The organism is uncultured Roseibium sp., assembly GCF_947499295.1.
In the GTDB taxonomy this organism is placed as follows: domain Bacteria; phylum Pseudomonadota; class Alphaproteobacteria; order Rhizobiales; family Stappiaceae; genus Roseibium.
In genome coordinates, this window is record NZ_CANMNP010000002.1 from 1 (window position 1) to 23,655 (window position 23,655).

At 55.0% G+C, this 23,655-nt stretch carries 24 protein-coding genes and 1 riboswitch; of the genes, 11 read left to right on the top strand and 13 right to left on the bottom strand.

Going from position 1 to position 23,655, the window contains the following annotated elements; translation table 11 throughout:
* Positions 1–281: 281 nt before the first annotated feature.
* A complete protein-coding gene (glcF, locus tag Q0835_RS04100) occupies positions 282–1,619 on the top strand; it encodes a glycolate oxidase subunit GlcF (protein ID WP_298959481.1) in 1,338 nt (445 codons plus the stop codon).
* A gap of 10 nt (positions 1,620–1,629) precedes the next feature.
* Here the strand turns inward: glcF and clcA are convergent, their stop codons facing one another.
* The 3 genes from clcA to Q0835_RS04115 form a co-directional block, all read right to left on the bottom strand.
* Positions 1,630–2,985 carry a H(+)/Cl(-) exchange transporter ClcA gene (gene clcA / locus Q0835_RS04105; protein ID WP_298822612.1) on the bottom strand — a complete coding sequence of 452 codons (1,356 nt, stop codon included), beginning with the start codon at positions 2,983–2,985 and terminating at the stop codon, positions 1,630–1,632.
* Between the two features lie 174 nt (positions 2,986–3,159).
* Positions 3,160–3,915: a L,D-transpeptidase gene (locus Q0835_RS04110; RefSeq protein WP_298959484.1), complete on the bottom strand. Its 756-nt coding sequence runs from the start codon at positions 3,913–3,915 to the stop codon at positions 3,160–3,162.
* A gap of 249 nt (positions 3,916–4,164) precedes the next feature.
* The gene (locus Q0835_RS04115) at positions 4,165–4,851 is read right to left on the bottom strand and encodes a DUF2927 domain-containing protein (protein ID WP_298958629.1); all 687 of its coding nucleotides are present in this window, start codon (positions 4,849–4,851) and stop codon (positions 4,165–4,167) included.
* A 312-nt stretch (positions 4,852–5,163) separates the two neighbouring features.
* On the opposite strand from Q0835_RS04115, the gene Q0835_RS04120 reads away from it, so the two are divergent.
* Together Q0835_RS04120 and Q0835_RS04125 are read left to right on the top strand one after the other, a co-directional pair.
* A complete protein-coding gene (locus tag Q0835_RS04120; RefSeq protein ID WP_298822614.1) occupies positions 5,164–5,913 on the top strand; it encodes a protein phosphatase CheZ in 750 nt (249 codons plus the stop codon).
* A 146-nt stretch (positions 5,914–6,059) separates the two neighbouring features.
* A complete protein-coding gene (locus Q0835_RS04125; RefSeq protein WP_298958631.1) occupies positions 6,060–6,734 on the top strand; it encodes a DNA-3-methyladenine glycosylase I in 675 nt (224 codons plus the stop codon).
* A gap of 12 nt (positions 6,735–6,746) precedes the next feature.
* On the opposite strand, the gene hisG is transcribed toward Q0835_RS04125, so the two are convergent.
* From hisG to hisS, 3 genes are read right to left on the bottom strand one after another with little or no spacing between them, the layout of a single operon-like run.
* Positions 6,747–7,715, bottom strand: coding sequence for an ATP phosphoribosyltransferase (hisG, locus tag Q0835_RS04130; protein ID WP_298958634.1), 969 nt, complete (start codon positions 7,713–7,715; stop codon positions 6,747–6,749).
* Positions 7,716–7,718: 3 nt separating this feature from the next.
* Positions 7,719–8,873, bottom strand: coding sequence for an ATP phosphoribosyltransferase regulatory subunit (locus tag Q0835_RS04135; protein ID WP_298958637.1), 1,155 nt, complete (start codon positions 8,871–8,873; stop codon positions 7,719–7,721).
* A 3-nt stretch (positions 8,874–8,876) separates the two neighbouring features.
* A complete protein-coding gene (gene hisS / locus Q0835_RS04140; RefSeq protein ID WP_298958640.1) occupies positions 8,877–10,343 on the bottom strand; it encodes a histidine--tRNA ligase in 1,467 nt (488 codons plus the stop codon).
* Positions 10,344–10,731: 388 nt separating this feature from the next.
* Between hisS and Q0835_RS04145 the strand changes: the two genes are divergently transcribed.
* The 4 genes from Q0835_RS04145 (at position 10,732) to Q0835_RS04160 (ending at position 15,159) form a co-directional block, all read left to right on the top strand.
* Positions 10,732–11,862 carry a glycosyltransferase family 2 protein gene (locus Q0835_RS04145; RefSeq protein WP_298959486.1) on the top strand — a complete coding sequence of 377 codons (1,131 nt, stop codon included), beginning with the start codon at positions 10,732–10,734 and terminating at the stop codon, positions 11,860–11,862.
* A 10-nt stretch (positions 11,863–11,872) separates the two neighbouring features.
* Positions 11,873–13,372 carry a glycosyltransferase family 39 protein gene (locus tag Q0835_RS04150; protein WP_298958643.1) on the top strand — a complete coding sequence of 500 codons (1,500 nt, stop codon included), beginning with the start codon at positions 11,873–11,875 and terminating at the stop codon, positions 13,370–13,372.
* 102 nt (positions 13,373–13,474) lie between these two features.
* Positions 13,475–14,272 carry a ChbG/HpnK family deacetylase gene (locus Q0835_RS04155; RefSeq protein WP_298822620.1) on the top strand — a complete coding sequence of 266 codons (798 nt, stop codon included), beginning with the start codon at positions 13,475–13,477 and terminating at the stop codon, positions 14,270–14,272.
* A 197-nt stretch (positions 14,273–14,469) separates the two neighbouring features.
* Complete coding sequence (locus tag Q0835_RS04160; protein WP_298822621.1) at positions 14,470–15,159, top strand: Crp/Fnr family transcriptional regulator; 690 nt, start codon at positions 14,470–14,472, stop codon at positions 15,157–15,159.
* Here the strand turns inward: Q0835_RS04160 and Q0835_RS04165 are convergent.
* The gene (locus Q0835_RS04165) at positions 15,156–15,590 is read right to left on the bottom strand and encodes an Rrf2 family transcriptional regulator (protein WP_298958645.1); all 435 of its coding nucleotides are present in this window, start codon (positions 15,588–15,590) and stop codon (positions 15,156–15,158) included. The genes Q0835_RS04160 and Q0835_RS04165 overlap by 4 nt on opposite strands.
* A gap of 96 nt (positions 15,591–15,686) precedes the next feature.
* On the opposite strand from Q0835_RS04165, the gene Q0835_RS04170 reads away from it, so the two are divergent.
* The 3 genes from Q0835_RS04170 (at position 15,687) to Q0835_RS04180 (ending at position 16,985) form a co-directional block, all read left to right on the top strand.
* Positions 15,687–16,184: a group III truncated hemoglobin gene (locus Q0835_RS04170; RefSeq protein ID WP_298958648.1), complete on the top strand. Its 498-nt coding sequence runs from the start codon at positions 15,687–15,689 to the stop codon at positions 16,182–16,184.
* A complete protein-coding gene (locus tag Q0835_RS04175) occupies positions 16,178–16,399 on the top strand; it encodes a hypothetical protein (protein ID WP_265680700.1) in 222 nt (73 codons plus the stop codon). The genes Q0835_RS04170 and Q0835_RS04175 overlap by 7 nt, the downstream gene beginning before the upstream one ends.
* A 241-nt stretch (positions 16,400–16,640) precedes the next feature.
* Positions 16,641–16,985: an acyl-CoA thioesterase gene (locus Q0835_RS04180; protein WP_152504432.1), complete on the top strand. Its 345-nt coding sequence runs from the start codon at positions 16,641–16,643 to the stop codon at positions 16,983–16,985.
* Positions 16,986–16,991: 6 nt separating this feature from the next.
* On the opposite strand, the gene Q0835_RS04185 is transcribed toward Q0835_RS04180, so the two are convergent.
* The 5 genes from Q0835_RS04185 to Q0835_RS04205 form a co-directional block, all read right to left on the bottom strand.
* Positions 16,992–17,288 carry a hypothetical protein gene (locus tag Q0835_RS04185; RefSeq protein WP_298958653.1) on the bottom strand — a complete coding sequence of 99 codons (297 nt, stop codon included), beginning with the start codon at positions 17,286–17,288 and terminating at the stop codon, positions 16,992–16,994.
* Positions 17,289–17,329: 41 nt separating this feature from the next.
* Positions 17,330–17,454, bottom strand: a riboswitch (SAM-I-IV-variant riboswitch).
* Positions 17,455–17,555: 101 nt separating this feature from the next.
* Positions 17,556–18,269, bottom strand: coding sequence for an ABC transporter ATP-binding protein (locus tag Q0835_RS04190; protein ID WP_298958656.1), 714 nt, complete (start codon positions 18,267–18,269; stop codon positions 17,556–17,558).
* Positions 18,266–19,504, bottom strand: coding sequence for an ABC transporter permease (locus Q0835_RS04195; protein ID WP_298958659.1), 1,239 nt, complete (start codon positions 19,502–19,504; stop codon positions 18,266–18,268). Before Q0835_RS04195 ends, Q0835_RS04190 begins: the two co-directional genes overlap by 4 nt.
* Positions 19,501–20,514, bottom strand: coding sequence for an efflux RND transporter periplasmic adaptor subunit (locus Q0835_RS04200; protein ID WP_298958662.1), 1,014 nt, complete (start codon positions 20,512–20,514; stop codon positions 19,501–19,503). The genes Q0835_RS04195 and Q0835_RS04200 overlap by 4 nt, the downstream gene beginning before the upstream one ends.
* An 82-nt stretch (positions 20,515–20,596) precedes the next feature.
* Positions 20,597–20,809: a SlyX family protein gene (locus tag Q0835_RS04205; RefSeq protein ID WP_298958666.1), complete on the bottom strand. Its 213-nt coding sequence runs from the start codon at positions 20,807–20,809 to the stop codon at positions 20,597–20,599.
* A gap of 195 nt (positions 20,810–21,004) precedes the next feature.
* On the opposite strand from Q0835_RS04205, the gene Q0835_RS04210 reads away from it, so the two are divergent.
* A complete protein-coding gene (locus tag Q0835_RS04210; protein ID WP_298814021.1) occupies positions 21,005–21,709 on the top strand; it encodes a glutathione S-transferase N-terminal domain-containing protein in 705 nt (234 codons plus the stop codon).
* A 33-nt stretch (positions 21,710–21,742) separates the two neighbouring features.
* Here Q0835_RS04210 and Q0835_RS04215 read toward each other — a convergent pair whose 3' ends face one another.
* Positions 21,743–23,533, bottom strand: a complete 1,791-nt coding sequence (locus tag Q0835_RS04215; RefSeq protein ID WP_298958669.1) for an HTTM domain-containing protein — start codon at positions 23,531–23,533, stop codon at positions 21,743–21,745.
* Between the last annotated feature and the right edge of the window lie 122 nt (positions 23,534–23,655).

Genomic DNA, 23,655 nt, shown 5'->3' on the forward strand with positions numbered 1-23,655 from the left:
CCCGTGTAAAACCTGTCCCATAGTGCATCCTTCCATTCGGGAGAAAAGACTGCACCATCAAAATCTGGGATCAAACATCTAGTTCGCCGGATTTGAACTGTTTCTGAGGATGTCATTTATCTCGTATTCACATTCGATTTGCCTGGTGTGAAAGGCATTCGCCAGATCGCTTCATTGTCCAATCAGGCAAAACGTTTGTGCCGGAAAGGCACCTTGTGCCCCCATTTGTGAGCCCGTACGATCTGCCAGCGATTGTCGAAGGCGAGGGACACAGGAACGCGATGCAGACAAATTTCACTGCAGAACAGCTGAAGGACCGGCACGTTGCGGAATCTGAAAAAATTCTGCGCAAATGTGTGCATTGCGGTTTCTGTACTGCGACCTGTCCAACCTTCACATTGCTGGGTGATGAGCTCGACAGTCCCCGCGGGCGGATCTACCTGATCAAGGACATGCTGGAGAACGACCGTCCGGCAGACGAGAAGGTCGTCAAGCATATCGACCGGTGCCTGAGTTGCCTGGCCTGTATGACCACTTGCCCTTCCGGGGTGCATTACATGCATCTGGTCGACCATGCCCGGGCGCATATTGAAAAGACCTACAAGCGACCCTTGACCGACCGTCTGATGCGTTCGGTTCTTTCGTTTGTGCTCCCTTATCCCAGAAGGTTCCGGTTCGCTCTGATAGGTGCCTATTTCGGACGGCCGTTGGCCGGACTTTTGAAGTCCTTCGGTGGCCCCTTCGCCAAAATGGGCGCAATGCTGGAACTTGCACCGTCAAGAGCACCAATGCGTGGCCAGATGGAAGGCCCGGGTGTCTTTGCTTCTGAACAGAAAAGCCGCAAGGGACGTGTGGCATTGTTGAGCGGATGCGCTCAGCCAGTGCTGAACCCTGGCATCAACGACGCAACGATCAGGCTGCTTCGACGCTCCGGTTATGAAATCGTTTTGCCGAAGGGCGAAGTCTGCTGCGGTGCTTTGGTGCACCATATGGGCAAGGAAGAAGCCTCGCTCGAGAATGCCCGTCGTAACGTGGACGTCTGGTCGGCGGAAGCCTCGGGCGAGGGGCTTGATGCGATCCTTATCACCGCATCAGGCTGCGGCACGACGATCAAGGACTACGGCTATATGCTGAAAGACGACCCCGCCTACGCAGAAAAGGCTGCGCGGGTTTCAGCTCTTGCAAAGGATGTGACCGAATTTCTGACCGGAGTTGATCTTGGCGAGCCTCGGTTACGACCGGATCTGACGGTTGCCTACCATTCGGCCTGTTCCATGCAACATGGCCAGAAAATCACGCGCCAGCCAAAGGACCTTCTGAGCGCTGCGGGCTTTCAAGTGAAAGAGGTGCCGGATGGGCATCTGTGTTGTGGGTCGGCTGGAACCTACAACATTCTTCAGCCGGAGATCGCCCAGAAGCTGCGCGACAGGAAGGTGGCCAATATTGAAAGCACCCGACCTGATGTTATCGCAACGGGCAATATTGGTTGCATGACCCAGATCGGTCTGGGCACGCAGATACCCATCCTACATACAGCGGAACTGCTGGACTGGGTTTACGGGGGTCCGGAGCCCGAAGATCTCGCAACGGTTCTGCATGCACCCGAGGCCGCGGAATAGGTGAGCCTTTTTAGCTCTCGCGGGTGCCGAGCTGTACCGGGGTTTTGTCTTTCTCGTCATCGACGGTTTCACCCGCCAGTCTGAGTGTCCGTTCAAGAAGCTGTTCGTAAATGGGCCGGCCACCGAGATGGTGCGCCGTCAACGAGGCCGTTGTGCAAGTCACCAGAACCGGCATGATCAGCGCATAGGCGCCCGTCAATTCCATTACCAGCACAACGCCGACGAGCGGAGCCCGGACCGACGCGGCAAAAAACCCGCCCATGGCGGCAACTGCACAGGCAGCGCGGAAGTCCGATTCGATCGGCAACCATTCAACCGATGCGACACCAAATGCGAGACCAGCACATGTGGCGATCGATAGCATGGGTGCAAAAATTCCGCCGGGGACGCCGGATGCATAGGAAAACAAGACCCCGCCGAAGCGCAGCAAGGTCAGCAGCAACAGTGCGTAGACGCCGTAATTGCTGGCAATCAGATGATGAACAAGATCCTCGCCGCCGCCTGTTGCATCTGGAAAGGCATTCAGGAGAATACCGGTCAGCGCGCCGATGGCCAGGGCGGGAAGCCAGCGCAACCCTCTGGGAATGCGCAAGAAAAGATCCATTACCGCGATCAGCGCATAATTGAAAAAGACACCGAGCGCGCCGAGAAAAATCCCTAGAAGGCCAAGCAGCAGATAACTCCAGACGGGTATGTAGCTGACTTCGACCAGAAGAATGGGGCCTATATGGGTCAGCTCCTCCATCACGGCTGCGCTGAGGATCGACGCAATGATAACCGCCATGTAGGTCCGGTAAGAAAAGGGAAATTGCCGTCTTGTCTCTTCCACAATGAATAGGATCGCCGCCAGGGGCGCGTTGAAGGCGGCTGCCAGTCCGGCGGCCGCACCGGCTGCCAGCAGGCCTTTGTGTTCGGGAGCGGTCACGTTGCCCGATCTTGAAATCGCCTCGGCTGTCATTGCCCCCATGTGGATGGTGGGGCCTTCGCGCCCCAGAACCAGGCCGGAACCAAGCGCCAGCAGGCCGCCAAAAAACTTGGCCACGAGAACTCTGGCCCAGTTCAGGGGCCGTTTGTCTTCCATGGCGCCTTCTATTTCCTGAATGCCACTGCCCGCTGCTTCAGGTGCGACACGCTGAACCAGCAGGAACGCACCCGTTACACAAAGAGCCGAAATGCAAATCGAGACCAGATACGGCAGATAGCCTGACCCGAGCAAAGCTCTGAGGTTACCATATTGGGCAAAAATAAATTCCAGTCCGGAATGAAAACCCGTGGCCAATCCGCCGACAAGCAGACCGACGAGCGCCGCCTTTACGAAATAGGCTGCGTCGGAACGGGCCGAGAAGGATTTGGAAAAGTCTGTCATGCCACGGGCCGGGATAACTTCGGTTGTTGCTCAATGGGAATGAGCTTTCTGGAAAGATAAACTGCAGACAAACCCGTGTACGTGCAAGGCTTGAGCAGATTTGCGAAAAGAAAACGCGCAGGAAAAGACCCGCGCGTTTCTTGATCCACTAACTCTTGTCGGAGCCATCCGTGCTCAGATTACGTGCACCCTTGTGCCGACTTTCACCCGCTCGTAAAGGTCCATCACGTCCTCGTTTCGCATGCGGATACATCCCGATGATACTGCATGTCCAATGGTCCATGGCTGGTTTGAGCCATGAATACGGTAAAGTGTCGATCCCAGATAAAGTGCGCGGGCGCCGAGCGGGTTTTCAGGCCCACCAGCCATGAAAGCAGGCAATTCCGGGCGACGTTTGCGCATCGCTGCAGGTGGGCGCCAATCCGGCCATTCGGCCTTTCGGGTTACCTTGTGGGAACCGGCCCACTCAAATCCCGGTTTGCCGACCCCCACCCCGTAACGGCGGGCAGTCCCGTCATTTTGCACCAGGTAAAGGTAGCGTGCGTTGGTGTCGATCACGATCGTGCCCGGCTTGTGCTTGCCGTGATAGTCAACAACGGTTGGCAGGAATTGCGGGCTAACCTGTCGGCTTTGCGGCTGACGCACCTGGCGCTGCGGTTGCTGACGAACCGGCTGCTGGCGTGGTGACCACCAGTTTGCGCGGCGAACCTGCGGCTGAACCACCTGACGACGTTGTACAGGCGCGGCCACACGGCGCTGTGCGCGTGGCTGAAGTTGCAGCACCCAGGGTTCAGTCAGGTTCGGGCTCAATACCAGCGGAGGTGGTGACACCTGACCGGCCAACGCTTGTGCGCCCGGAATACCGGTAGCAACGACCAGGGCGCTTGCGGCAACCAAAGCCAGACTCGTAACTTTTTTCAAAAAGAACATGGCAGTACTCATAAACTTGTGATCGACCACGTTCACCGGCATTTACAAGCGCCGGTTAACGGATTGGCAAGGATGATAAGCGCTGCCGCTCAGTCAAAAGTGAATCTGAGTCAGAGAAACGAAGTAATCGTTTCTTATGGTTATTTCTTAGTTGAAGAACAGGCTTAATAAAATACTATCTATCGTGCTGCGACTATGCGCACGAATTCAATCGATATTGAATTTTTTGCTCTTTTGAAGAAACTTTGGTTAACGAACGCGGCGTCGTGCATCCCGCGCGACAATCGGCAAGATGTCCTTGGTCTGTTGTTTTGACATGCCGGGTCTTATGCGCGGGTCGTAAAGCATGTTGAGAATCAGCTGGTCGAAAACCGTAAACCTGCTGTGCCGGGAAGAATCGTTAAAGACGGAGTGGGTCAGTGCAGCGTCGTCATTCATGGGACCAAGCCCTTGAAGGATTTCTTCGACCAGACAGCGTCGGAACAAGAACTCGCCCTCGTCTGAAACGATGACGGCTGCCGACCTCTTTATACCGTTGCGACCTGAGACAACCCGGACGAGACATCTGCCGGGGACACGGGCGCGATCATTTTTATAAATGTCCTTGCGCACGACCGGTTCGTACTGAACCCTGTCGACAACGTAGACCTCAAAATTAGCGCTTGCCCGGTCATTGGTGATCGCAGTCGTCAGACCGCCCACTCGTTTGCCAATTTCCTTTACGAACCGGTTCACGGTATTTCGACGGTCACGGGCGGAAAGATTATGAACATAGAAAAGCACAGGCCGGGTGAATTTCTTCACCAGGTATGGCCGCCAGCTCCAACTGCGATATTCAAGGCCGAAAACCGTCTTTTCAAACCCATCCATGATTTCTTCCATGGAAAAGGATTCACTCGCCGCCTGCACCGGAGACGAACAAAAAAATCCGGTCATCAAAAGAATCAGCAAATTGGAGCGCAGGATTTTCATAAGGGAATCTAACGCTTCACCATCACATTGGAGCGGGCAGTAGCCGGGCAGGCTCTGCGGTTTCGTGTGTTGTCATGCGCCAGGCCATTCCCTTGTTCTTGTCGCGGGAGGATAGCCAAAGCACTTCAATGAGGGAAGCGATTAAACTGTTTCCAGAGTGCAAAGCGTCGGTCCATTTGCTCCGAGAACTGAAAAAACAATTCTTTAAACTTCCGCTGTTAAAGATGGTTCTCGCAGCGATTTCAATCGCCAAAGGGGCTAGGGACGGGAGTAAGCATGGCCGCGGTGAAAAGATCCTTTCGAGCGGAAAGCTTGATACGTATGAATTCAGGGGCAAACGATGACCCCGGATATGCAGAAGAACGCCGTCACCAGGAAGTCTTGGCGGAGATTGCCAGCCTCAAGGCCATGATGGGCAAGGGTGCTGGAGAACAGCAGGCCCTTGACCCGGAGGAAATGGGCGCAAAATTCATGTCCGAGTTCCGCAAGGAGCTTTCGGAGGCTGCCAAGCTGAAGGTCGAGCTGGACGCCATGTATGAAGCGATTGCTCAGACCAAAAAGGAAATCGCGACACTGCATCACACAACGGGTTCCAAGGGTGAAGAAATGACCCGGGTGACCAATGAACTTGATGCTGTTGTGGTTGGAACGGAAGGCGCAACCGAAACGATTCTTGCCTCGGCAGAATTTATTGACGAGACCGCCAACACATTGTCTGCGCGGGTTGGTGCGGAGGATGCCGAACTTGCGAACGACATCCAGGAAAAGGTCATCAGCATCTTTGAAGCCTGTAACTTCCAGGATCTGACAGGACAGCGCATCACCAAGGTGGTCGCCACACTTCGATTTGTGGAAGACCGGATCATCCAGATGATGGATATCTGGGGTGGCATTGAAACCTTCAAGGAACTCGAAATCGAAGAGCGAAACCTCAAGGAAGGCGACGCTGCGCTTCTCAACGGGCCGGCACTGGAAACGGATGCCGATGTTGCGACGCAGGACGACATCGACGCACTGTTCGCCTGATCAGCAATCGTTCTGCAGGAGACCCAAAAAAGCCTGGCTGTTGCCGGGCTTTTTTTTGTTTGCCTTCACCAGCTTTTTTGCTGCCTTGCCAACACCGTCAATTTGGCCTAACAGATAGAGAACAAACAGTGAATATTGAGTGGGTCATGACCGAGCAGAAAAGCGCGCCTGCAGCAAAAGCCGAACCGGATCCTGACACTGGATTGCTTGTTGGTTCGGACGGGCAAAGTCGTTGCTGGTGGTACGGCGGTTTGGAGGATTACCAGCGCTACCACGATGAAGAGTGGGGCTGGCCGGTTGATGAAGATCGTCGGCTTTTTGAAAAGGTCTGCCTGGAGGGGTTTCAGTCAGGCCTTTCCTGGCTAACCATTTTGCGTAAGCGTGAGGGGTTTCGGGCGGCATTTGCGAATTTTGAGTTCGAGCGTGTGGCAAAATTCACGGACAAGGATGTCGAGCGCTGTCTGAATGACAGTGGAATTGTTCGCCATCGCAAGAAAATCGAATCCACCATCAACAATGCCAATAGGGCGCTTGAACTCAGAAAAGAATTCGGTTCTCTGGCAGCCTATTTCTGGTCATTTGAGCCAAAGACGGAAGATCGACCGGAAAAAATTGATTTTCCAACTGCAAAGACGCTGGGCAAGACAGCGGAAAGCACGGCGTTGTCCAAGGATCTCAAAAAGCGTGGCTGGAGCTTTGTCGGCCCGACAACGGTCTACGCTTTCATGCAATCCATGGGTATGGTCAACGACCATCTGGAAGGGTGCTGCTGCAGGGAAAAGATCGAGAAGGCACGGGCAGGCTTCAAGCGACCAGTGTAAAGCTGGCTGAACTTATTTGCCGACTTTTTCCTGCAATGGCGCGAACAGCCGGTTTTCCTTTGAGAAAACATAGTCCAGCGTTTCGACAGTGACAGTGTCGGCACCTTCCGCGATCAGCAATTGTGCGCAATCCGCAACTGCATCTTTCGGGCACAACACACTGACGTGGTTCATGTCATCGCTTTCAGAAAAGCGTTGCAAAGCACCGACATGGCTCACAGCTCTAAGGGCCTGCGTCCGATCGTCTACAACGGCTTTGACCAACTTGACGTCGCGGGCAGCCTCTTCCGCGGCAATCCGGTCGAGAATGGCCCGGGCACCTGTCAATGCCTCGTCTGACCAGTCTGCGCTCAGGGATGCCACCAGATTGGCCTGACTTTTCAGCATGACACCGTCTGAGAGAATCTTCAGATTATTGGCCTGAAGCGTGGAGCCGGTGGTTGTGATGTCGACGATAAGTTCCGCGGATCCGGCCGCTGGCGCGCCTTCGGTCGCCCCAGCGCTTTCCACGATCCGGTAGTCGGCTATTCCGTGATTTGCAAAGAATGATCTGGTCAGATTGACGTATTTTGTGGCGACCCGAAGCCTGCTGCCATGACGGTTTCTGAAATCAGAGGCAACATCGGAGAGATCTGCCATCGTCTCAACATCAATCCACGCCTTCGGAACGGCGACCACGACATCAGCTGGCCCGAAACCAAGTGGCGTTACGATGTGCACGGTCACGCCCGGATCTGCAATATTCTCGTGCACAAGATCCAGGCCGGTGACGCCGAAATGTACTGCGCCGTCTGAAAGCGCTCGTGCGATCTCCGAGGCAGAAAGAAACGCAATCTCGACACTGTCGAGGCCTTTGATCGCGCCGCGGTAGTTGCGTGCGCCACCTGGTTGCACGACCTTCAGACCTGCGCGGCCGAAAAAGTCATGCGTTTTTTCCTGCAAACGACCCTTGGAGGGGATGGCGATGATCAGTTTGCTCATATGTCAGCCCTCAACGCTCGCTGCAATCCGGTCCAGCCACATGGAAAACCCAATGGCTGGAACATCTTCCTCAGCACCAAGCAGATTGACCAGCTTGTCATAGCGGCCTCCACCCACCAGCGGACCTTCCACGGTTTCCTTCGAAGCGTGGATCTCGAAGACGAAGCCGGAATAATAGTCCAGACGCCGGCCAAATTCGGCTGCAAAGTTCAGGCGAGAGAGGTCTATGCCCTTCTGGTCAACAGCCATCATCCGCTGCTCGAACGCAGCAAGCGGTTTGTCGAGGCAAAGTCCAAATTCGTTGCCGAACTGCCGCAGGTCCGATGCGGCTCTCGCACCGTCTGATGTCAGCGAAAGATATGCGGAAAGGATTTCGGCTGCTTTATCATGACCGCGTGCGCCGCTTGCAAGCGCAGCCTGCTCAAGAAAACGGTCTGCGATTTCACTGGGTGTGCGCCCACCGACAGCAGATATCCCGGCTATGGAAAGAAGATCTTCGACCACCGCGTGCGCCGCTTCAGGGTCTGCGCCTTCCAGAGCGGAAAGAAAACCAAGGCGGACATCCCGGCCTTCGTCGTCGGAAACAGCACCACCCGCCATCCGCTCGATTGCAGTCGAAAGCTTGTCGGTTTCGCCAAAGAGGTCACGCAGACGGCGACGCCAGACGTTTGGGAGGTCCAGACTTTCAAGAACGGCAGCAAAAAGGGTCTCGTCACCAACCCGGATGGAGTTTTCACGAACTCCGAACGTTTCCAGTGCATTGACAGAGAGCGCCAGCAGGTCAGCATCGGCTTCGCTGGTATCGGTCCGCCCGAGGCTTTCTGCGCCGAGTTGAGGAATTTCACCGAGACCGGCAGGTCTCTGCCGAAACACGGGGCCGTGGTAACAATAGGCGGCTGGAAGGCTCACTGTGTCTTGAGCCAGGTGATGACGGCAAACCGGTATGGTGAAGTCGGGCCGGAGGCAAAGATCATGACCGTCCGAACCGCTTGTGAGATAAAGCCGACGGCGAATATCCTCGCCTGTCAGATCCAAAAAGACATCAGCGGGCTGGAGGATCGGCGGGTTGACTTCCGCATGACCTGCCGCCTTGAAAAGTTCAAGCACTGCTTCGATTTTCGAAGGAACCGGTCTGTTCATCTGTGCCGAGCCATCCATGGCTTACTCCTCGCGCGCCCGTCTGCGATCATCAGCCTGCCCGTCCAATAGACCCTGAACAGTCACGACAAGGTCGGGTTCCTTGACCGTGACCTGGGCCGGACGGCTTTCGCGCCAGGTGATGTTGTCGGTGATTTCTTCCGACAATCGTTTGCCTTCAATCAGGTCCTTGATCTGGATTTCCCCCGCGTCGCGCTCGTCTGAGCCCTGGATAATCGCGATTGGGCAGCCGCGCCGGTCGGCGTATTTCAGCTGATTGCCAAATTTCTTCCAATTGCCCTGATACATCTCCGCGCGTACACCGGCGGTGCGCAGATCCTGAACCATTTTCTGGTATTTCCCGAGGGCTGCCGTGTCGCCATCCATGACAGTCACCAGCACCGGAGCCACCACATCAGCGGTGCCGAGCTTGCCTAGGTTTTTCAATGCCGTCATCAGTCTGGAGACACCGATGGAGAACCCTGTCGCCGGAACATCGCGCCCGGTGAAGCGTTTGACCAGTCCGTCATAGCGCCCGCCACCGCCAACGGATCCGAACTGAACGACTTCGCCCTTTTCGTTGGTCACGTCAAACAACAGCTCGGCTTCATAGACAGGGCCGGTATAATACTCCAGGCCGCGGACAACGGATGGGTCGATCTTGATCCTGTTTTCGCCGTAGCCACAGCTGGCAAAGATCGCAGCCATCGTGTTGAGTTCGGTGATACCGTCGTTTTCGATGCCATCTGTTCCAGACAAAAAGGCAACGAGCGTGTCTATCGCAGCCGGCTCCAGTCCAGCACCTTTGGTGAAGTCGCCGCTTTCGTCCTTGCGGCCTTCACCAAGTAAAAGACGGACGCCTGCAACACCGAACTTGTCAAGTTTATCGATGGCCCGCAAGACCGTAAGGCGGCGTTCCTCGTGTAGTTCGCCGCCAAGGCCCACACTTTCCAGAACGCCGTCCAATACTTTGCGGTTGTTGACACGGATGACATAGTCGCCGCGCGGAATGCCAAGGGCTTCCATCGTATCAGCCATCATCATGCACATTTCCGCGTCGGCCTGTACGCCGGGAGCACCAACTGTGTCGGCGTCGAATTGCATGAATTGACGGAACCGGCCTGGACCGGGCTTTTCGTTCCGGAAGACCCAGCCGGACCGGTAGGTACGATATGGGAGTTGAATTTCATTGATGTTTTCGGAAACATGCCGGGCGAGCGGCGCCGTCAGGTCGTATCGAAGGCTCATCCATTGCTCGTCTTCATCCTGTACGGAGAAGACACCGGCGTTTGGCCTGTCGGTGTCGGGAAGAAATTTTCCGAGACAATCAGTGAATTCAAAGGCAGGCGTTTCGACTGGGTCGAAGCCATATTGCTCATAGACCGCACGGATATTGGCCAGCATCTCATCCGTCGCACGAATGTCGTCAGCAGTGCGGTCAACGAAGCCGCGCGGCAAGCGGGCTTTCAGTTTGTTCGGTTTTTTGGCCATGAAGTCTTCTGATCCTGGCGAGTTCCCTGCGGGCCGGCGTCAAACGGCAAACCGCCCGGTATTTGTGATGTTGCGGTTGTCCTATAAGAAACAGGTCACAAGGGCAAGACGGGCGAAAGCGCCAGAAGTCACAAGGATTTGCTCATCTTAGGTATCGGAATGGTGCAAAGCTGCCGGATTGCCTTGTTTGCTTCACAGTTGCCGTTAAAAGGTCTCTGCCGGGACCGGGGCAACGCCGCCAAGGGCCGAGAGTTCCAGTTCGTGTTTTCGAGTATTTAATCTCTGGCGGGCTATGGTCCCGGGCAAATTGTGAGAATTGCGGCTGCTTGAACTGCCAAGGCGGATAAGATGGCAGCGGATAAGGTTTGAAATGGACAGCGCAGTGCAAATGGAAGAGAGCAAGGCCCAGGACGTTGATACGCCGGCAACTGCGCGGTCCGCCGAACTCAGTGTGATCCTGCCGAGTTTCAACGAGGCTGCCAATATTCCGATCCTTGTCGGTCTTCTGGAAACTGCGCTGAGCGGCATTCGCTGGGAAGCGATAGTCGTCGATGACAATTCGCCTGACGGAACAACCGAGGTTGCGCGCAATATTGCTGCAAGAGATGCCCGAGTTCGGGTGATCCGCAGGATCGGAAGACGGGGCCTGTCTGGAGCCTGCATTGAAGGCATACTTGCATCTTCAGCTCCATTCGTTGCCGTGATGGACGCCGATCTCCAGCATGACGAAACCATGCTGCCCAAGATGCTGGATGCCCTGAAAAAGGATGACACCGATCTTGTGGTTGCCAGCCGGAAGGTCGATGGCGGAACGGTTGGCGAAGGTTTGTCTTCGATACGAGCCTGGGGTTCCAATATTGCCAATGGTCTGGCGCAAAAGCTTCTAAACGTAACGCTGAAGGATCCGATGAGTGGCTTCTTCATGGTCCGGCGCGAAAAGGCGGAAAGCCTGGCACCACAGCTTTCGCCACAAGGTTTCAAGATCCTGCTCGACCTCGTTTCCAGCGCAAACGGAGCGTTGAAAATCAAAGAACTTCCGTTCACTTTCCGTGAGCGGCAGCACGGCGAAAGCAAGCTTGATACGCTCGTGACGCTTGATTATTTTGGCCTGCTGCTGGCCAAGTATTTCGGTGACGTCGTCTCTGTGCGTTTTCTGATGTTCGGACTTGTCGGTGCCAGTGGCCTTGTGGTTCACCTTGTGGCACTGCGGCTGTTTCTGCTGAGCGAACTGGAGTTCAATCTTGCTCAGACAGCGGCATCCTTTGTTGCGATGACGTCCAACTTCTTCCTGAACAACCAGCTGACCTATCGCGATCGGCGCTTGAGCGGTGTGCAGGCCGTGATTGGCCTGTTTACTTTCTATGCCGTCTGTTCGGTCGGCGTGTTGGCCAATGTGGGGGTCGCAAACCTGATGTATGCGGACCCGGCCTATTGGTGGTTTGCAGGCACGGCAGGCGCAGTCATGGGAGCTGTCTGGAACTATGCGGCCAGCGCGGCTCTGACCTGGCGCAGAAACTGACCCGGTAAAGATGACTTCACATATAGACCCAAAGAGCGAGCCGATCTTTCTGAGGCCGGCCGGTCTGGTGATTATCATTGCTTTGCTGACAGCCATGAAGCTGTTCGCTGCATCACAGGCTCATTTCGTAGAAGACGAAGCCTATTACCGGATCTGGGGTCTAAATCCAGCGCTCAGCTATTTCGATCATCCTCCAATGATCGGCTGGTGGATTGCGATTGGGCAAGCTCTGTTCGGAGACACGGTTTTTGCAGTCCGCGCCCTGGTGGTCCTGTCCGGCCTCATCGGTTCTCTTGCTCTTTGGCGAACAACCTCGATTTTGTTCAGCCGCAATGCCGCCGGTTGGGCCGTCTTGTTCCTAAACACCAGCCTGCTTGTGGGCATCGGCGGTATTCTGGCAACGCCGGATGCTCCCTCGGTCTTGTTCTGGGGCCTGAGCCTGTGGGCGCTGGCCGAACTCAATCGCTCTCAAAATGCAAATTGGTGGCTGGTGGTTGGCCTGATGGCCGGCTGCGGTCTCCTTTCCAAATACTCGGTACTCTTTCTGGGTGCCGGCATTGTGTTTTGGCTCATCTGGGTGCCGGGTGCACGTCGATGGTGGGGGTGTTGGCAGCTTTGGGCAGGAGGACTGACCGCTCTGTTGTGCTTTGCTCCTGTGCTCTACTGGAACCACGCGCACGAGTGGGCAAGCTTCTATAAGCAATTCGGCAGAGCGGGCGGAGGCGGTTTCACTTCGAAATATGTCTTTGAATTGTTTGGTGCGCTGGTCGGTCTGCTCAATCCGTTGATTGCTGTTCTCGCCGGTTTCGGCGCTTACCAAATGACGAAGGGCTTAAAAGCGAGAGAAAACGCACCATCACTGATGCTCTTGAGCGTTGCCCCGTTTTTGCTCTATCTGCTTTATCATTCCTTTCACGCGAGAGTGCAGGCTAACTGGCCTGCTCCCCTGTTTCCCGCCTTTGCAATCATGGCAGCCGTATTCGTGGCCAACGTTAGAATGCGCGCATTATTGTGGCAACGGGTTGGGGCCATCGGGGTCCTGTTGGGTGTCGTTGTTGCTCTGACTGTTCAATTGCATGCAGTTGCTCCCATCTCCGGACAGTTCGCGCGCAAGGATCCGACATTTCAATTGCGCGGCTGGACTGAAATTGGCTCTTCGGTTCAGGCCATTGCGGACGCCGAAGATGCCGCCTTCATTGCGACAACAAGCTATGGCCTGAACGGGCAACTCGACTTTCTTTTCAAAGACAAGCTGCCGGTTTTCCAGGTGACGGAACGCGTGCGGTATCTGATGACACCACCACCCGACAACAGCCTGCTGGCAAAGTCCGGGCTCTATGTCACCGAAGATCGCCGTAACAAGGCGGACGACCTTCAGAAAGTTTTTGAAAGGGTCGAAGAGGTTGCCGAGCTTGAGCGCAAGGTTAAAGGTGTCAGCCTTGAAAGGTTGATCGTCTACAAGGTTGATGGTCCGATCGAGCCGGTTTTTGAGCCGGTCCGTTTTAGATAGGACAACTGCGGCATAGTGCTTGAGTTCACAACGGACTTGCATTGCGCGGGCGAATGACGCAGGGATGTGCCTGAATAATTGCTATTTGCCCGCCGGATTTAGATGAAGCGAATAACACTTGGTGCCTTGGATTACGGTCTCGCTTTCGGGGTTGACCGCGCCCTGCGCGAGCTCGCCGAAAAAGGGCGCTTGAGTGCTGTCGGCGCTCTTGTAGCTACAGAACTATGGCCCCGTGAGTTTCGCCCGCTGCAGGAAACGGCTGAGAAAGTCGGCAATCGGGTTCTTTTCGGCGTAACGATTGCTTTCAGTGGAGATCGAGTGTCACCGGTCAGCTCGCGTATGCAGGAAGTCTACGGCGAGAGGATGTTTAGTCGGGAAAAGCTCAATTTCCGTGCCTTGACCCGCTTGATGCCGGATGAACTTATGCTGGAAGAAGCCAAGGCGCAGCTGGCAAGGTACAGCGTGTTGATGAAGCGCCAGCCTGACTTCATCGCCGTTCGTGAGGGTCTGCTTTCAAGAATGTCGATCGCGCGCCTTGTTCTGAAGGCCGTTGATCATGCGGATTTCGAAAAACCGCCCCTTTTGATTTCGCCTGTTCAGCCCGGTTTGAAAGCGTTGAGATTGTCCCATCTCGCCAAGGCCCACAATATGAAGGTTTTGCCGAGAGCCGAGCCTTTGCCGCAAACGGACGATCGCGAAGAGCTGCAGCGCCTTTTGCACAATCACTTTGACGGTATGAGCGATCTCAGCTTTGTCGCTGCAATTCCCGGACGGGCCGATGATCGTCTCAGACGCGAAGAGCCGCGTAAAAAAATAGCGATCAGGGAATGTCAGTACGAGGTTTTGGCCAGTACGAGATTTTTCCATACTCTGGACAAAAAAGACGTATTTTTAAACTAGAACTCTATTTCAACGAAAAAACGGCCCTGCGGGGAACAGAGCCGTTTTTCGTGGAGGCCTGGAAGGAGGGAGGGGCGACCCCGCTTCCATGACTTTAGATATAGGGTTATTTTGCTTGATTGCACGTGATGAACATCACAGGATTGCGTCTGATCCAAAAAAGTTCGTCGCGGCAACGCTGTTGGCAGGGGGTAGGTGTGGCGGAAATTAAAGACTTTTTGAAGAACAGCTTTTCACTTGAGGGGCTGGATCCGGAATTGGCTGTTGGGCTGTCACGGCTTGCGCGGCCCATGAAGATTGCTGCTGGAACAATTCTTTTTGAAAACGGAGACCCAGGCAACGGTTGTTATGCCGTGCTGGAAGGGTCGTTGAAAGTGTCTCTTTTGTCCGTTGAAGGCGACGAACAGTTGCTGGCCGTTCTCGGGCCAGGCGATCTTGTTGGCGAATTGGCACTCTTGGATGGCAGGCCCCGATCGGCGACAGTGAGCGCGTTGAAAGAGGCGCAACTCGCTTTCATTGACAAGGCGGCATTCCAAAGGTTCTCAGACGAGCACCCGGCCGTCTATCGTCATATGCTATCCATCGTCGGAAAGAGACTGCGTCACGCGAATGATGTTTTGGCCGCGCGCTCGTTCCTGCCTCTTCCAGGCAGGGTTGCGCAAACGCTGCTCCAGTTGGCAGAAACGTTCGGCAAACCTCTCGACGATGGCCGGATGCTGGTGCACTACAAGCTCAGTCAGGCGGATATCGCCAATATGGCCGGTGCTGCGCGCGAGAATGTCAGCCGTGTGCTCAACGATTGGAAACGGGCCGGAACGATCAGCCGGATTTCAGGCTATTACTGTCTTGAACAGATCGAGTTTCTCGAGCAGGCCTCAACGCTTTAGCCAGTTGCGTCAAAGAGCCTGGCTTTCTGCGTTCCAACCAGAATCGAAGCCAGTGTCTGGCCATTCAGGCTGTCAAGAAACGCTTCGGCAGCCTGTGCCATTGCACCCTTCAACGCACAGCGTGGCAGGAAAGCGCAGGACACAGTTGATCCGGGTTTCAGGCAGGCGACCACGCCAAGATCCGGCTCAATCAATCGGACAACATCGCCAAGCCTGATTGCGTCTGGCGATTTTGCCAGCCTGATGCCGCCACCACGACCGCGAGTGGTCTCCAGATAGCCGCCCTTTGCAAGATGCGCGACGATTTTCATCACGTGAGATTTTGCCAGCCCGAGCTGGTTGGCAAGCTTCTCGACCGTCTGTGGATGGTCGGACTGTCCGGTGGCCATGAGAATTCGTAAGGCAAAATCACTGGCCTGACTGAGGCGCATAGCAGCTTCCCGTAAAACATTCATCTCAGATGTTGATTTTAGTACGAGCTTGTGTCATTTAAAAGATGCATTTTAAATGAATGTTTGGAGAAGGCGATGCAATCCGGTAAATTCTCAGGCCGCCGTTACAAACTTGGCCGCCGGCCGCTGATCGACAAGGGCGACCGACTGCAACGTTATGAGCATGTTGACGAGCAGTCGATCCATGTGATGGTCCAGACATTCTATGGCTGTGTGCGCGCGCATCCGCGACTTGGTGAGATTTTCAACCGCCGGCTGGATGGCAAGTGGGATGAGCATCTGCCGAAAATGGAAACGTTCTGGCAGTCGGTACTCATGAAAAACGGAGCTTACAAGGGCAAGCCGGTGCCGGCTCATCTTAAACAGAAGGAGCTGGTGAGTGCGGATTATGCCTTGTGGCTTGGCGTATTCCGTCCCGTTGTACGGGAGCTGTTCGTGCCCGACATTGCCGACGAAATCATCGCTGTTGCAGAGCGTATCGCGCAAAGTCTGTGGCTGGCGACTTTTGGGGTTGCCGGCGCAGTGCCACCTCCAGAACTCAACTCGAAGCAGGACTGGATAGGGACATGTTGATTGCAATTGTGCTCGTCGCCGAAGTGCTTGTCGTTGTCTGGTTCGCCGTTTTTTCGCTGATGTTGCTGTCGATGTATCTGGATTCGCGCGACTTACCGATGCCACGGCTCGACACGGCAGGCCGGTCCCTGATTGGCAGTGCCAAGGCAGCATTCATCACCGGAATGCTGGCACTCGCAATCCTGACGGTGATTGAGATCCCCGGCTTTGCCTGAAAAAGGAGTTTCCTTCATATGCGCAAGAACTTGCTGCAGCGCGGCCTCCCGATTGTTCTGATCTGGATCGCTGCACCACTACCCCTCTGGATCATGGCAATCATGATGCTGGTGATTTGAGTGACTTTGATCAAGTAGGACTTGTGATCTGTGCCGCGGTGGGTAGTCTCGACCTGTCTGAAAAAGGAGGGGCTCGGCCGTGACCGAAATTAAACCGAATGGCGATCTGACATTGCGAACAATGGCGATGCCGGCAGACACCAACGCTTCAGGTGATATTTTCGGTGGCTGGGTTTTGTCGCAAATGGATTTGGCCGGCGGCATCGCTGCCGGTCAAAGGGCAGAGGGCCGCGTTGTCACGATTGCGGTCGACAAGATGAAATTCATTCGTCCCGTGCACGTGGGTGACGTTTTGTGTGTCTATACAGAAGTGATCCGGGTTGGACGCTCATCCATGGAAATCAGATTGGAAGCCTGGGCCTTGCGGCACCGGTACGGGCATCGCGAAATGGTCACGGAAGCTATCTTCACAATGGTGGCCGTCGATGATGGCGGCAAGCCGCGCCCTGTGCCCAACAATGACTAACCAAATCTAGCGATCAGACAGGTGACGGTTGACAATGTCGGCGAACAGATCTTCGTCGACAGCACATGTGCAGCCATTTGCCCAAAGCTGAAGCTGGCTCTTCAACCTGTCCAGGCGTTCGTCCGGATGCAGGGCAGCCTTGTGCCTGGGCAGTCCACCAACAATACGCAGTGATTTGATACGCGCCAGAACACAATCTTCGGCAGCTTGCTGCCAGATTGACGTTTCGGCGAGTTCGGCATGGGCGCCAAGATGATGCTCGATCAGGTCTGCCGCACGACCGGCAAAAGGCTGTTGAGACAAAAAATCCTCCATCGGTTGCCCGAGGAGGACTGGCGCATGCTGTGAAACCGCTTGATTGCCGGATAGCCTCTTTGGAGGATCTTTCCAGCCGCATCCCTGTTGCGGAAACCACCTTGCCCGGTTCGGCAGGTTGGCGAGGGCGCCAGCCCTTCTCTTGATGATGATGGGCTTATGACATGTCTTCAAACCAATGGCAAGCGGTGGACCTATGACAAATTCACTTGTGATTTCAATGTTACCGACACCGAAAAGGTTGTTGAGGTTTCGCTATTGTTTGCGGTCGTAGTCAATTTGCCCGTCGACCAGGTGAACACGCCGTTCCATGCGATTTGCCAGGTCCATATCGTGCGTGACCGCAATAATGGTTGTCTGCTGGGTCTCTACGATTTTTTGCAGGCTTTCGAAAACCTGTTCGGTGGCAACGGAATCGAGGCTCCCCGTGGGCTCGTCGGCGAGGATCAGGTCCGGCGAATTTGCGAGCGCTCTGGCGACAGCCACACGCTGGCGTTGACCTCCGGAAAGTTGCTCTGGCCGGCGGTTCAGGAAGTCCTCAAGCCCAAGCCCGGCCAGCAGACCTTCCGCGTGTTCATGCTGCTCCCTCGACGGCAGCTTTCCAAGCCGCTGCATCGGGATCATGACATTCTCCAGCGCTGTGAATTCCGGCAAAAGAAAATGAAACTGGAATACGAAGCCAATCTTTTCCAACCGTATGTGCGCAAGCTCGCCGGAAGACAGACGGTCGGTTTCTGTACCGGAAATCCACACCTCGCCCCCTGTCGGTCTGTCGAGCAGGCCGAGCAGATAAAGCAATGAGGATTTCCCGGAACCGGAAGGTCCGGTGATCGCGACAAACTCCGAATGACCGATCCGCAAACTGACATCCTTGACCAGCGTGACAGGAACAACAGCGGGCAATATGCGGGTCAGGTCACGTGTTTCCAGCAGCGGATGTTCTATCGGTGCGGCAGCGGGAGCAGTCACGTGGCCCCCCGGATAATGTCAACGGGATTGAGACGAGCGGCCTTGCGGGCAGGTATCAGGCCGGCGATTGCAGAAGAAAACAGCGCCAGAAGGCAGGCGATCGCGTAGTGCAAAACCGAAAAATAGATCGGCAGGCGGGTCACCTCGACATCCGTCGTGAGTTCGAACTTGACCGTTGCGAGATAGCTGGAAAGGCCAAAACCCAGCACTGACCCCGCGATCGCGCCAAGCACGCCGATCACGAGGCCTTCAAGGACAAAAATCTGCTGGATGTCCGTTTCTGGAAATCCGAGCGATTTCAGAATCGCAATGTCCTTTGCCTTTTCATGAACGATGGTGGACACGATATTGAAAATGCCGAAGCCTGCCACAACCAGTATGGCGCCGACGACCGTGTACATGATGACATTGCGCACGAAGAAGGCCTCCATCAGTCCTTCATTCGCTTCCTCCCAGGAAACCGCCTTGTATCCGAGCTGCCGTTCGGCGCGGGAAGCGACATCATTTGCCTCGCCAATATCTGAAAGACGAATGGAGATGCTATTGATGATGTCGGGTTTTTCCAGAAGGATCTGGACAGCTTTCAAGGGCGCATAAGCAAAGCCTTCGTCGCTGGCGGTGATGCCTGTATGAAAAAGGCCAACGATCTTGAACCTTTTTGCCACTCCGTTCGCCGATGTAAGTGTGACGGTGTCCCCGACATCCGCGCCAAGTCTTTGGGCAGCTTTCCTGCCGAGCACGAGACCATTCGACGTCACTTCAAGATCCTTGAGCGAGCCCTGGCGCATGTCGTCTTCGATCTTGGAAACGTCAAGTTCGTCGCGGGGCACCACACCGGTCAGAGTCAGCCCGATGTCCTGTCCGCTATAACGCAGCACGGCCTGGCCGCTCAGTCGCTGTGTCATGGAACCGTTCACCCAATCGCGTAAGGACGCCAGGGCCTCTGTCGGATTGCGAATACCGCGCAGATCCTCCTTCGGTCTCAGCCCGTGAAAAGCGACTGCGTCAAATCGTTCGCTGGCGGGCTGCAAGGCCGGAGCACGTTGTTCGTCCTGGATCTCGACATGCGGAATTGCCTCGATCAAGGTCGACATGAAGTCCCGTTGTGAACCCTCCATCAAACCTGCCATGGCAACGGAAAATCCGACCCCAAGCGCCACGCCAAGCGTTGACACAACAGTCTGTCGCATGCGGTTGCGGACATGGGTTGCCGCGATCCTGAACAAAAGAATCATGGCTCGCTCGCGGCCTCCGGCCTGACAGTCTGTCCCGCTTCCAGATCTGAATTGTAGGGAAAGACAACTCTTGCACCCGGCTCCACACCGGCCAGCACTTCAACGGCACGTGTGCCCCTGATTCCGGTATCGACCTGAAGAAGCGAGACGGTGTTGTCTTCAGCAATCGCCTGCACGTGTGCACCATCGAAGGCGGCAAGCGGCAACAGCAAGGTGTCTGCTTCTTCATCTGTGACAATATTGATTTCAGCGGTCATGCCGATGCGCAAGGGTGTGTCGTCCGGAAGGTCCAGATAGACGCGGTAGTTCTTCAGCACCGGATCGCCCTTGGGTGTGATCCTTGAAACGGTTGCCACAAGGTCCCGTTTTGGAAATGCGTCTGCCTTGATGAGCGCTTTCTGGTCTTTGGCGACTTTCGGGATGTCTTCTTCATTCACCTCGGCAATCAGCTGCAGCGGCTGGGGTTGGCCGATCCAGAACAGAACATCACCTGGCTCCGCGACTTCACCAACTGCTCCATCCTGACGCAAGACCACGCCGTTCATGGGAGCAACGATGCTGTAATCGCGCAAACGTTCCTTTTGTGCCGCGATCATGGCATTGACGCGAATGAGTTCGCTTTGGGCCTTGTCGTAGACCTGCTGGCTGACCACCCGCCTTTCCAGGAGTTGCATTGCGCGTTCTCTGTCGGACTTGGCTAGAACCTGACGTGCTTCCAGCTCGGCCAGTGTTGCAAGGGCATCGCCACTGTCCAGTTCGGCCAGCTGGTCCCCCTTGGCGACTTCCATGCCTTCGCAGCCGCATAGCGAAGTTATGCGCTCACGGATGATGCTGGTGACTTTGGCCCAACGCACGGGTTCTACAACAGCCGTTGCATAGACGACTTCAGCCGCACTGCCTCTATAGGGCGTAACGACTTCAACAGTGGGAGGGCGCGTATTCCACCAGGAGATGCCGGCAATGCCGGCAATCAGCACGAGCAGGAAGCCCAGATATTTCAAGACACGCATGAAGCACCTTCTTTGAAACTTCCGTCAGCATAGTGTTTTTGACAAAACCGGCTTTGGAATGGATCAAACGCCCAGGATGCCTTCAGTAGTGAGGCGGCTTGTCGATCTGGTGACCAGGCAGCACGTTGTCCATCAGCTCCTCGACCTGATCGGTCATGTTTGCAAGCACACGTTTCATCCGCTCTATCTGCTTGCCTTGCTCAATTACAACGGTGTTGAGTTCATCGATGGTGTTTGTCGCATGGGCGAGATCTATTTCAAGCTTTTCAATCCGCGTTTCGGTATCGTCCGCCATCAATATCTCCTTGAAAAGGTCTGACCCTGGTTCGGCTCTCCGCTTGAGCGCGCGAGCTATAAGGTGTTTGCGCGCTTGTGTCTTCCCCAATTATTCATCGGCGAAAAACGATGGGTTTAAATGCGATGACGATGTCCTATATGCGCAGCGTAATCCGGCAAAGACCTTCGGAACAGAAATAAAAGAGAGTATCTAATGTCTGCATTGACCGACTACCCAATCACCAGAAAATGGCCTGCTCAACATCCTGAGCGGATCCAGCTTTATTCGCTGCCGACCCCGAACGGCATCAAGGTGTCGGCTATGCTGGAAGAAACGGGATTGGCATATGAAGCTCACAAAGTCGATTTCGCGACCAATGATCAGATGACCCCGGAATTCCTGTCGCTCAATCCGAACAACAAGATCCCTGCGATCATCGATCCCAATGGGCCGGGCGGAAAGCCTCTGGCTTTGTGGGAGTCGGGTGCCATCCTGATTTACCTTGCAGAAAAGTCGGGCAAGCTGCTTCCGGCCGATCCGGCTGCAAAATATGAGACGATCCAATGGCTGATGTGGCAGATGGGCGGGTTGGGCCCGATGACCGGCCAGCTTGGCTTCTTTCACAAGTTTGCCGGCAAGGAGTATGAGGACCGTCGCCCGTTTGAGCGGTATCGCGACGAAGTCAAACGGCTTCTCGGCGTTCTGGACCGCCAACTCGAAGGGCGGCAGTTCATCATGGGTGACGACTATACAATCGCGGATGTCACCAGCTGGCCCTGGGCACGGAATATCAACGGGTTCTATGAAGCGGCTGAAGTAACCGGATATCTGGATCACAAGAACGTTGTCCGATGGGTCGAAACCTGCCTGAAACGGCCTGCAAGCGAAAAGGCGATCAATATTCCGCCGAGGAACTAGCTCGCTGTCCACTTTAAGATAGAAGGCAATCAATCACCCGGAGCATTCGTGGTTCCAGACCTGCCGGGTCTCCACCTCTTTCGGCAGACCGGGTGGTTGAGATCTTTCAATCTGGAAGTAGATGACAAAGGATTTCAGCGCAGGCATGGCCGGGTCAAAACTGGCCCAGGTCCTGCAAAGATATTGGCCGTAAGTCAGTGCGAGAAATTGAGGGCTGTCGTCGTAGGTCTGGTCTTCAAGGTTCGAAAGGAATTTGCGCCACCTGTAATTCTCAAAGACGGTTGAAACCACGGCGGGTTTTTCAAAGTCGGCCAGTCCCACGTTGCCGTAATAGACATCAACGATCGTGCCATCGGCAAGTTCGCCCTCAATGACTGGCCAGGGACTGGTCATCTCCGGAAAGGGCGCAAACATTGTCCAGTGCTGAAAAAGGCCAAGTGCCTGGCGAACCATTTTGAAAGAAGCAGGCAGCGGAGAAACGCCGCTCCATGGCAAGGTGGCTACGTTCTGCACCGTGATGAAACACAGGAAAATCGCAGCCAGCAACTGGGTCACGACGCCGAACCGGGGAGGTGAGGTCCGCCACGCAAACCAGTTGCGGGACACTTTTGAAAGTGTTTTCCGGTTGCGGCCCACCCAGTCATAGATCCGATTGCCGGTATTTCGAAAAATGGCGCGATTGAGCAACCAGCCGACAGGAAAGAAGACCGGCGACGCTCTGACAACCAGAGCAAGGGCTTGGAACTTGTAGTGGCGTTCATTACCGTTTGTGACAACCCATGAGTTCCGTGCCTCCAGCTCTGCACCGATGTCTGGGTCGTCCTGCGCAGGACGGATTTGTGTTGCAGGCAGAAAAAGAAACACCCGCAAGAAACAGCAGGTCTTCTCGCAGAAATCGCATCCATGATCGAACCACATGTGAAGGTCGGCTTTGGTGCGTCGAGGAAGCTTCCTGGCGATAGCATCCCACATCCAGCCCGGCAGGAAAGTCAGGTTCATGATGATCGAAATGAGCGGGAAAAAACCAATTTCAAGAAATAGAAGAAACGCCAAATGCATGGTCATGAACGCCACCATGAAAACCATTCGCAGCGTTCGGTGAAACAAAGGTGAAAAAATAAGGAACGGACCAACGAGCTCAAGCAGATAGACGTAGTAGGTCAGGCCTGTCATCAGACCTTGAAATTGCCTGAACCAGAGCGAGAAAGCGGTCACGAGATAGTCAAGCTGAAGCGCATAATGAACTGCCGTGCCGTCTTTGAACCAGATCGGATGTGTCTTCAAAAGCGCGCTGAAGAAATACATCGACATGCCTTGCAGGAGCAGGGCACCTGTGGCGATTGAGGCATATTCATTTTTGACAAAGTATTGCGTTTTGTCCAACGCGGCATCAACGGAGTACCGGGCCCCCAAAGGCAAGAACAACGCCCAGAAGAGTAGAAGAAGGGCAAGATTGTCTTCGCCGGAGAGCACAAAGGTGTTTCTGTTCTGCACCGACAACATCAGACCCCAGGAAACGGCCGTCATGAAGCGCGTGCGCCAGCCGGCGATCAGGCAGAGAGCCGCAAGGCCTGCGATCCCAAACAAAAGTCCTTGAAACCAAGCCGCCCCATTTGCCAGATGGAGCGACCAGGTGGTGACATAAAGATGATCGATCTGAACGGATCGCGGCATTACACCCGCATCCGTATAGTGTGCGATCAGATCGCGGCTCCGCATTGCGAGATCAATCAGGATGTAAACGCCGAGAAGAATGCGGAAAAGGGCAAGTGTGCGCAGATCAATGCCGAAGATCGTACGAATTGGCGCGAGTTCGATTTTCAAAGGGGTCACCGCTGCCGAAAGTCGTCGTCACCTATAGTAAAACCGGAACAGATGATGGCAGGGTATGGTTAACAATCTTGAATTTGGGCTGTCCCTATCCTTATTCGCAGAAGGATCCGCTG

Excerpts from the sequence above, each read along its gene's own strand:
- glcF (WP_298959481.1), top strand. The coding sequence starts at position 282 with ATGCAGACAAATTTCACTGCAGAACAGCTGAAGGACCGGCACGTTGCG.
- clcA (WP_298822612.1), bottom strand. The coding sequence starts at position 2,985 with ATGACAGACTTTTCCAAATCCTTCTCGGCCCGTTCCGACGCAGCCTAT.
- Q0835_RS04110 (WP_298959484.1), bottom strand. The coding sequence starts at position 3,915 with ATGTTCTTTTTGAAAAAAGTTACGAGTCTGGCTTTGGTTGCCGCAAGC.
- Q0835_RS04115 (WP_298958629.1), bottom strand. The coding sequence starts at position 4,851 with ATGACCGGATTTTTTTGTTCGTCTCCGGTGCAGGCGGCGAGTGAATCC.
- Q0835_RS04120 (WP_298822614.1), top strand. The coding sequence starts at position 5,164 with ATGGCCGCGGTGAAAAGATCCTTTCGAGCGGAAAGCTTGATACGTATG.
- Q0835_RS04125 (WP_298958631.1), top strand. The coding sequence starts at position 6,060 with ATGACCGAGCAGAAAAGCGCGCCTGCAGCAAAAGCCGAACCGGATCCT.
- hisG (WP_298958634.1), bottom strand. The coding sequence starts at position 7,715 with ATGAGCAAACTGATCATCGCCATCCCCTCCAAGGGTCGTTTGCAGGAA.
- Q0835_RS04135 (WP_298958637.1), bottom strand. The coding sequence starts at position 8,873 with ATGGATGGCTCGGCACAGATGAACAGACCGGTTCCTTCGAAAATCGAA.
- hisS (WP_298958640.1), bottom strand. The coding sequence starts at position 10,343 with ATGGCCAAAAAACCGAACAAACTGAAAGCCCGCTTGCCGCGCGGCTTC.
- Q0835_RS04145 (WP_298959486.1), top strand. The coding sequence starts at position 10,732 with ATGGAAGAGAGCAAGGCCCAGGACGTTGATACGCCGGCAACTGCGCGG.
- Q0835_RS04150 (WP_298958643.1), top strand. The coding sequence starts at position 11,873 with ATGACTTCACATATAGACCCAAAGAGCGAGCCGATCTTTCTGAGGCCG.
- Q0835_RS04155 (WP_298822620.1), top strand. The coding sequence starts at position 13,475 with ATGAAGCGAATAACACTTGGTGCCTTGGATTACGGTCTCGCTTTCGGG.
- Q0835_RS04165 (WP_298958645.1), bottom strand. The coding sequence starts at position 15,590 with ATGCGCCTCAGTCAGGCCAGTGATTTTGCCTTACGAATTCTCATGGCC.
- Q0835_RS04170 (WP_298958648.1), top strand. The coding sequence starts at position 15,687 with ATGCAATCCGGTAAATTCTCAGGCCGCCGTTACAAACTTGGCCGCCGG.
- Q0835_RS04175 (WP_265680700.1), top strand. The coding sequence starts at position 16,178 with ATGTTGATTGCAATTGTGCTCGTCGCCGAAGTGCTTGTCGTTGTCTGG.
- Q0835_RS04180 (WP_152504432.1), top strand. The coding sequence starts at position 16,641 with ATGGCGATGCCGGCAGACACCAACGCTTCAGGTGATATTTTCGGTGGC.
- Q0835_RS04195 (WP_298958659.1), bottom strand. The coding sequence starts at position 19,504 with ATGATTCTTTTGTTCAGGATCGCGGCAACCCATGTCCGCAACCGCATG.
- Q0835_RS04200 (WP_298958662.1), bottom strand. The coding sequence starts at position 20,514 with ATGCGTGTCTTGAAATATCTGGGCTTCCTGCTCGTGCTGATTGCCGGC.
- Q0835_RS04205 (WP_298958666.1), bottom strand. The coding sequence starts at position 20,809 with ATGGCGGACGATACCGAAACGCGGATTGAAAAGCTTGAAATAGATCTC.
- Q0835_RS04210 (WP_298814021.1), top strand. The coding sequence starts at position 21,005 with ATGTCTGCATTGACCGACTACCCAATCACCAGAAAATGGCCTGCTCAA.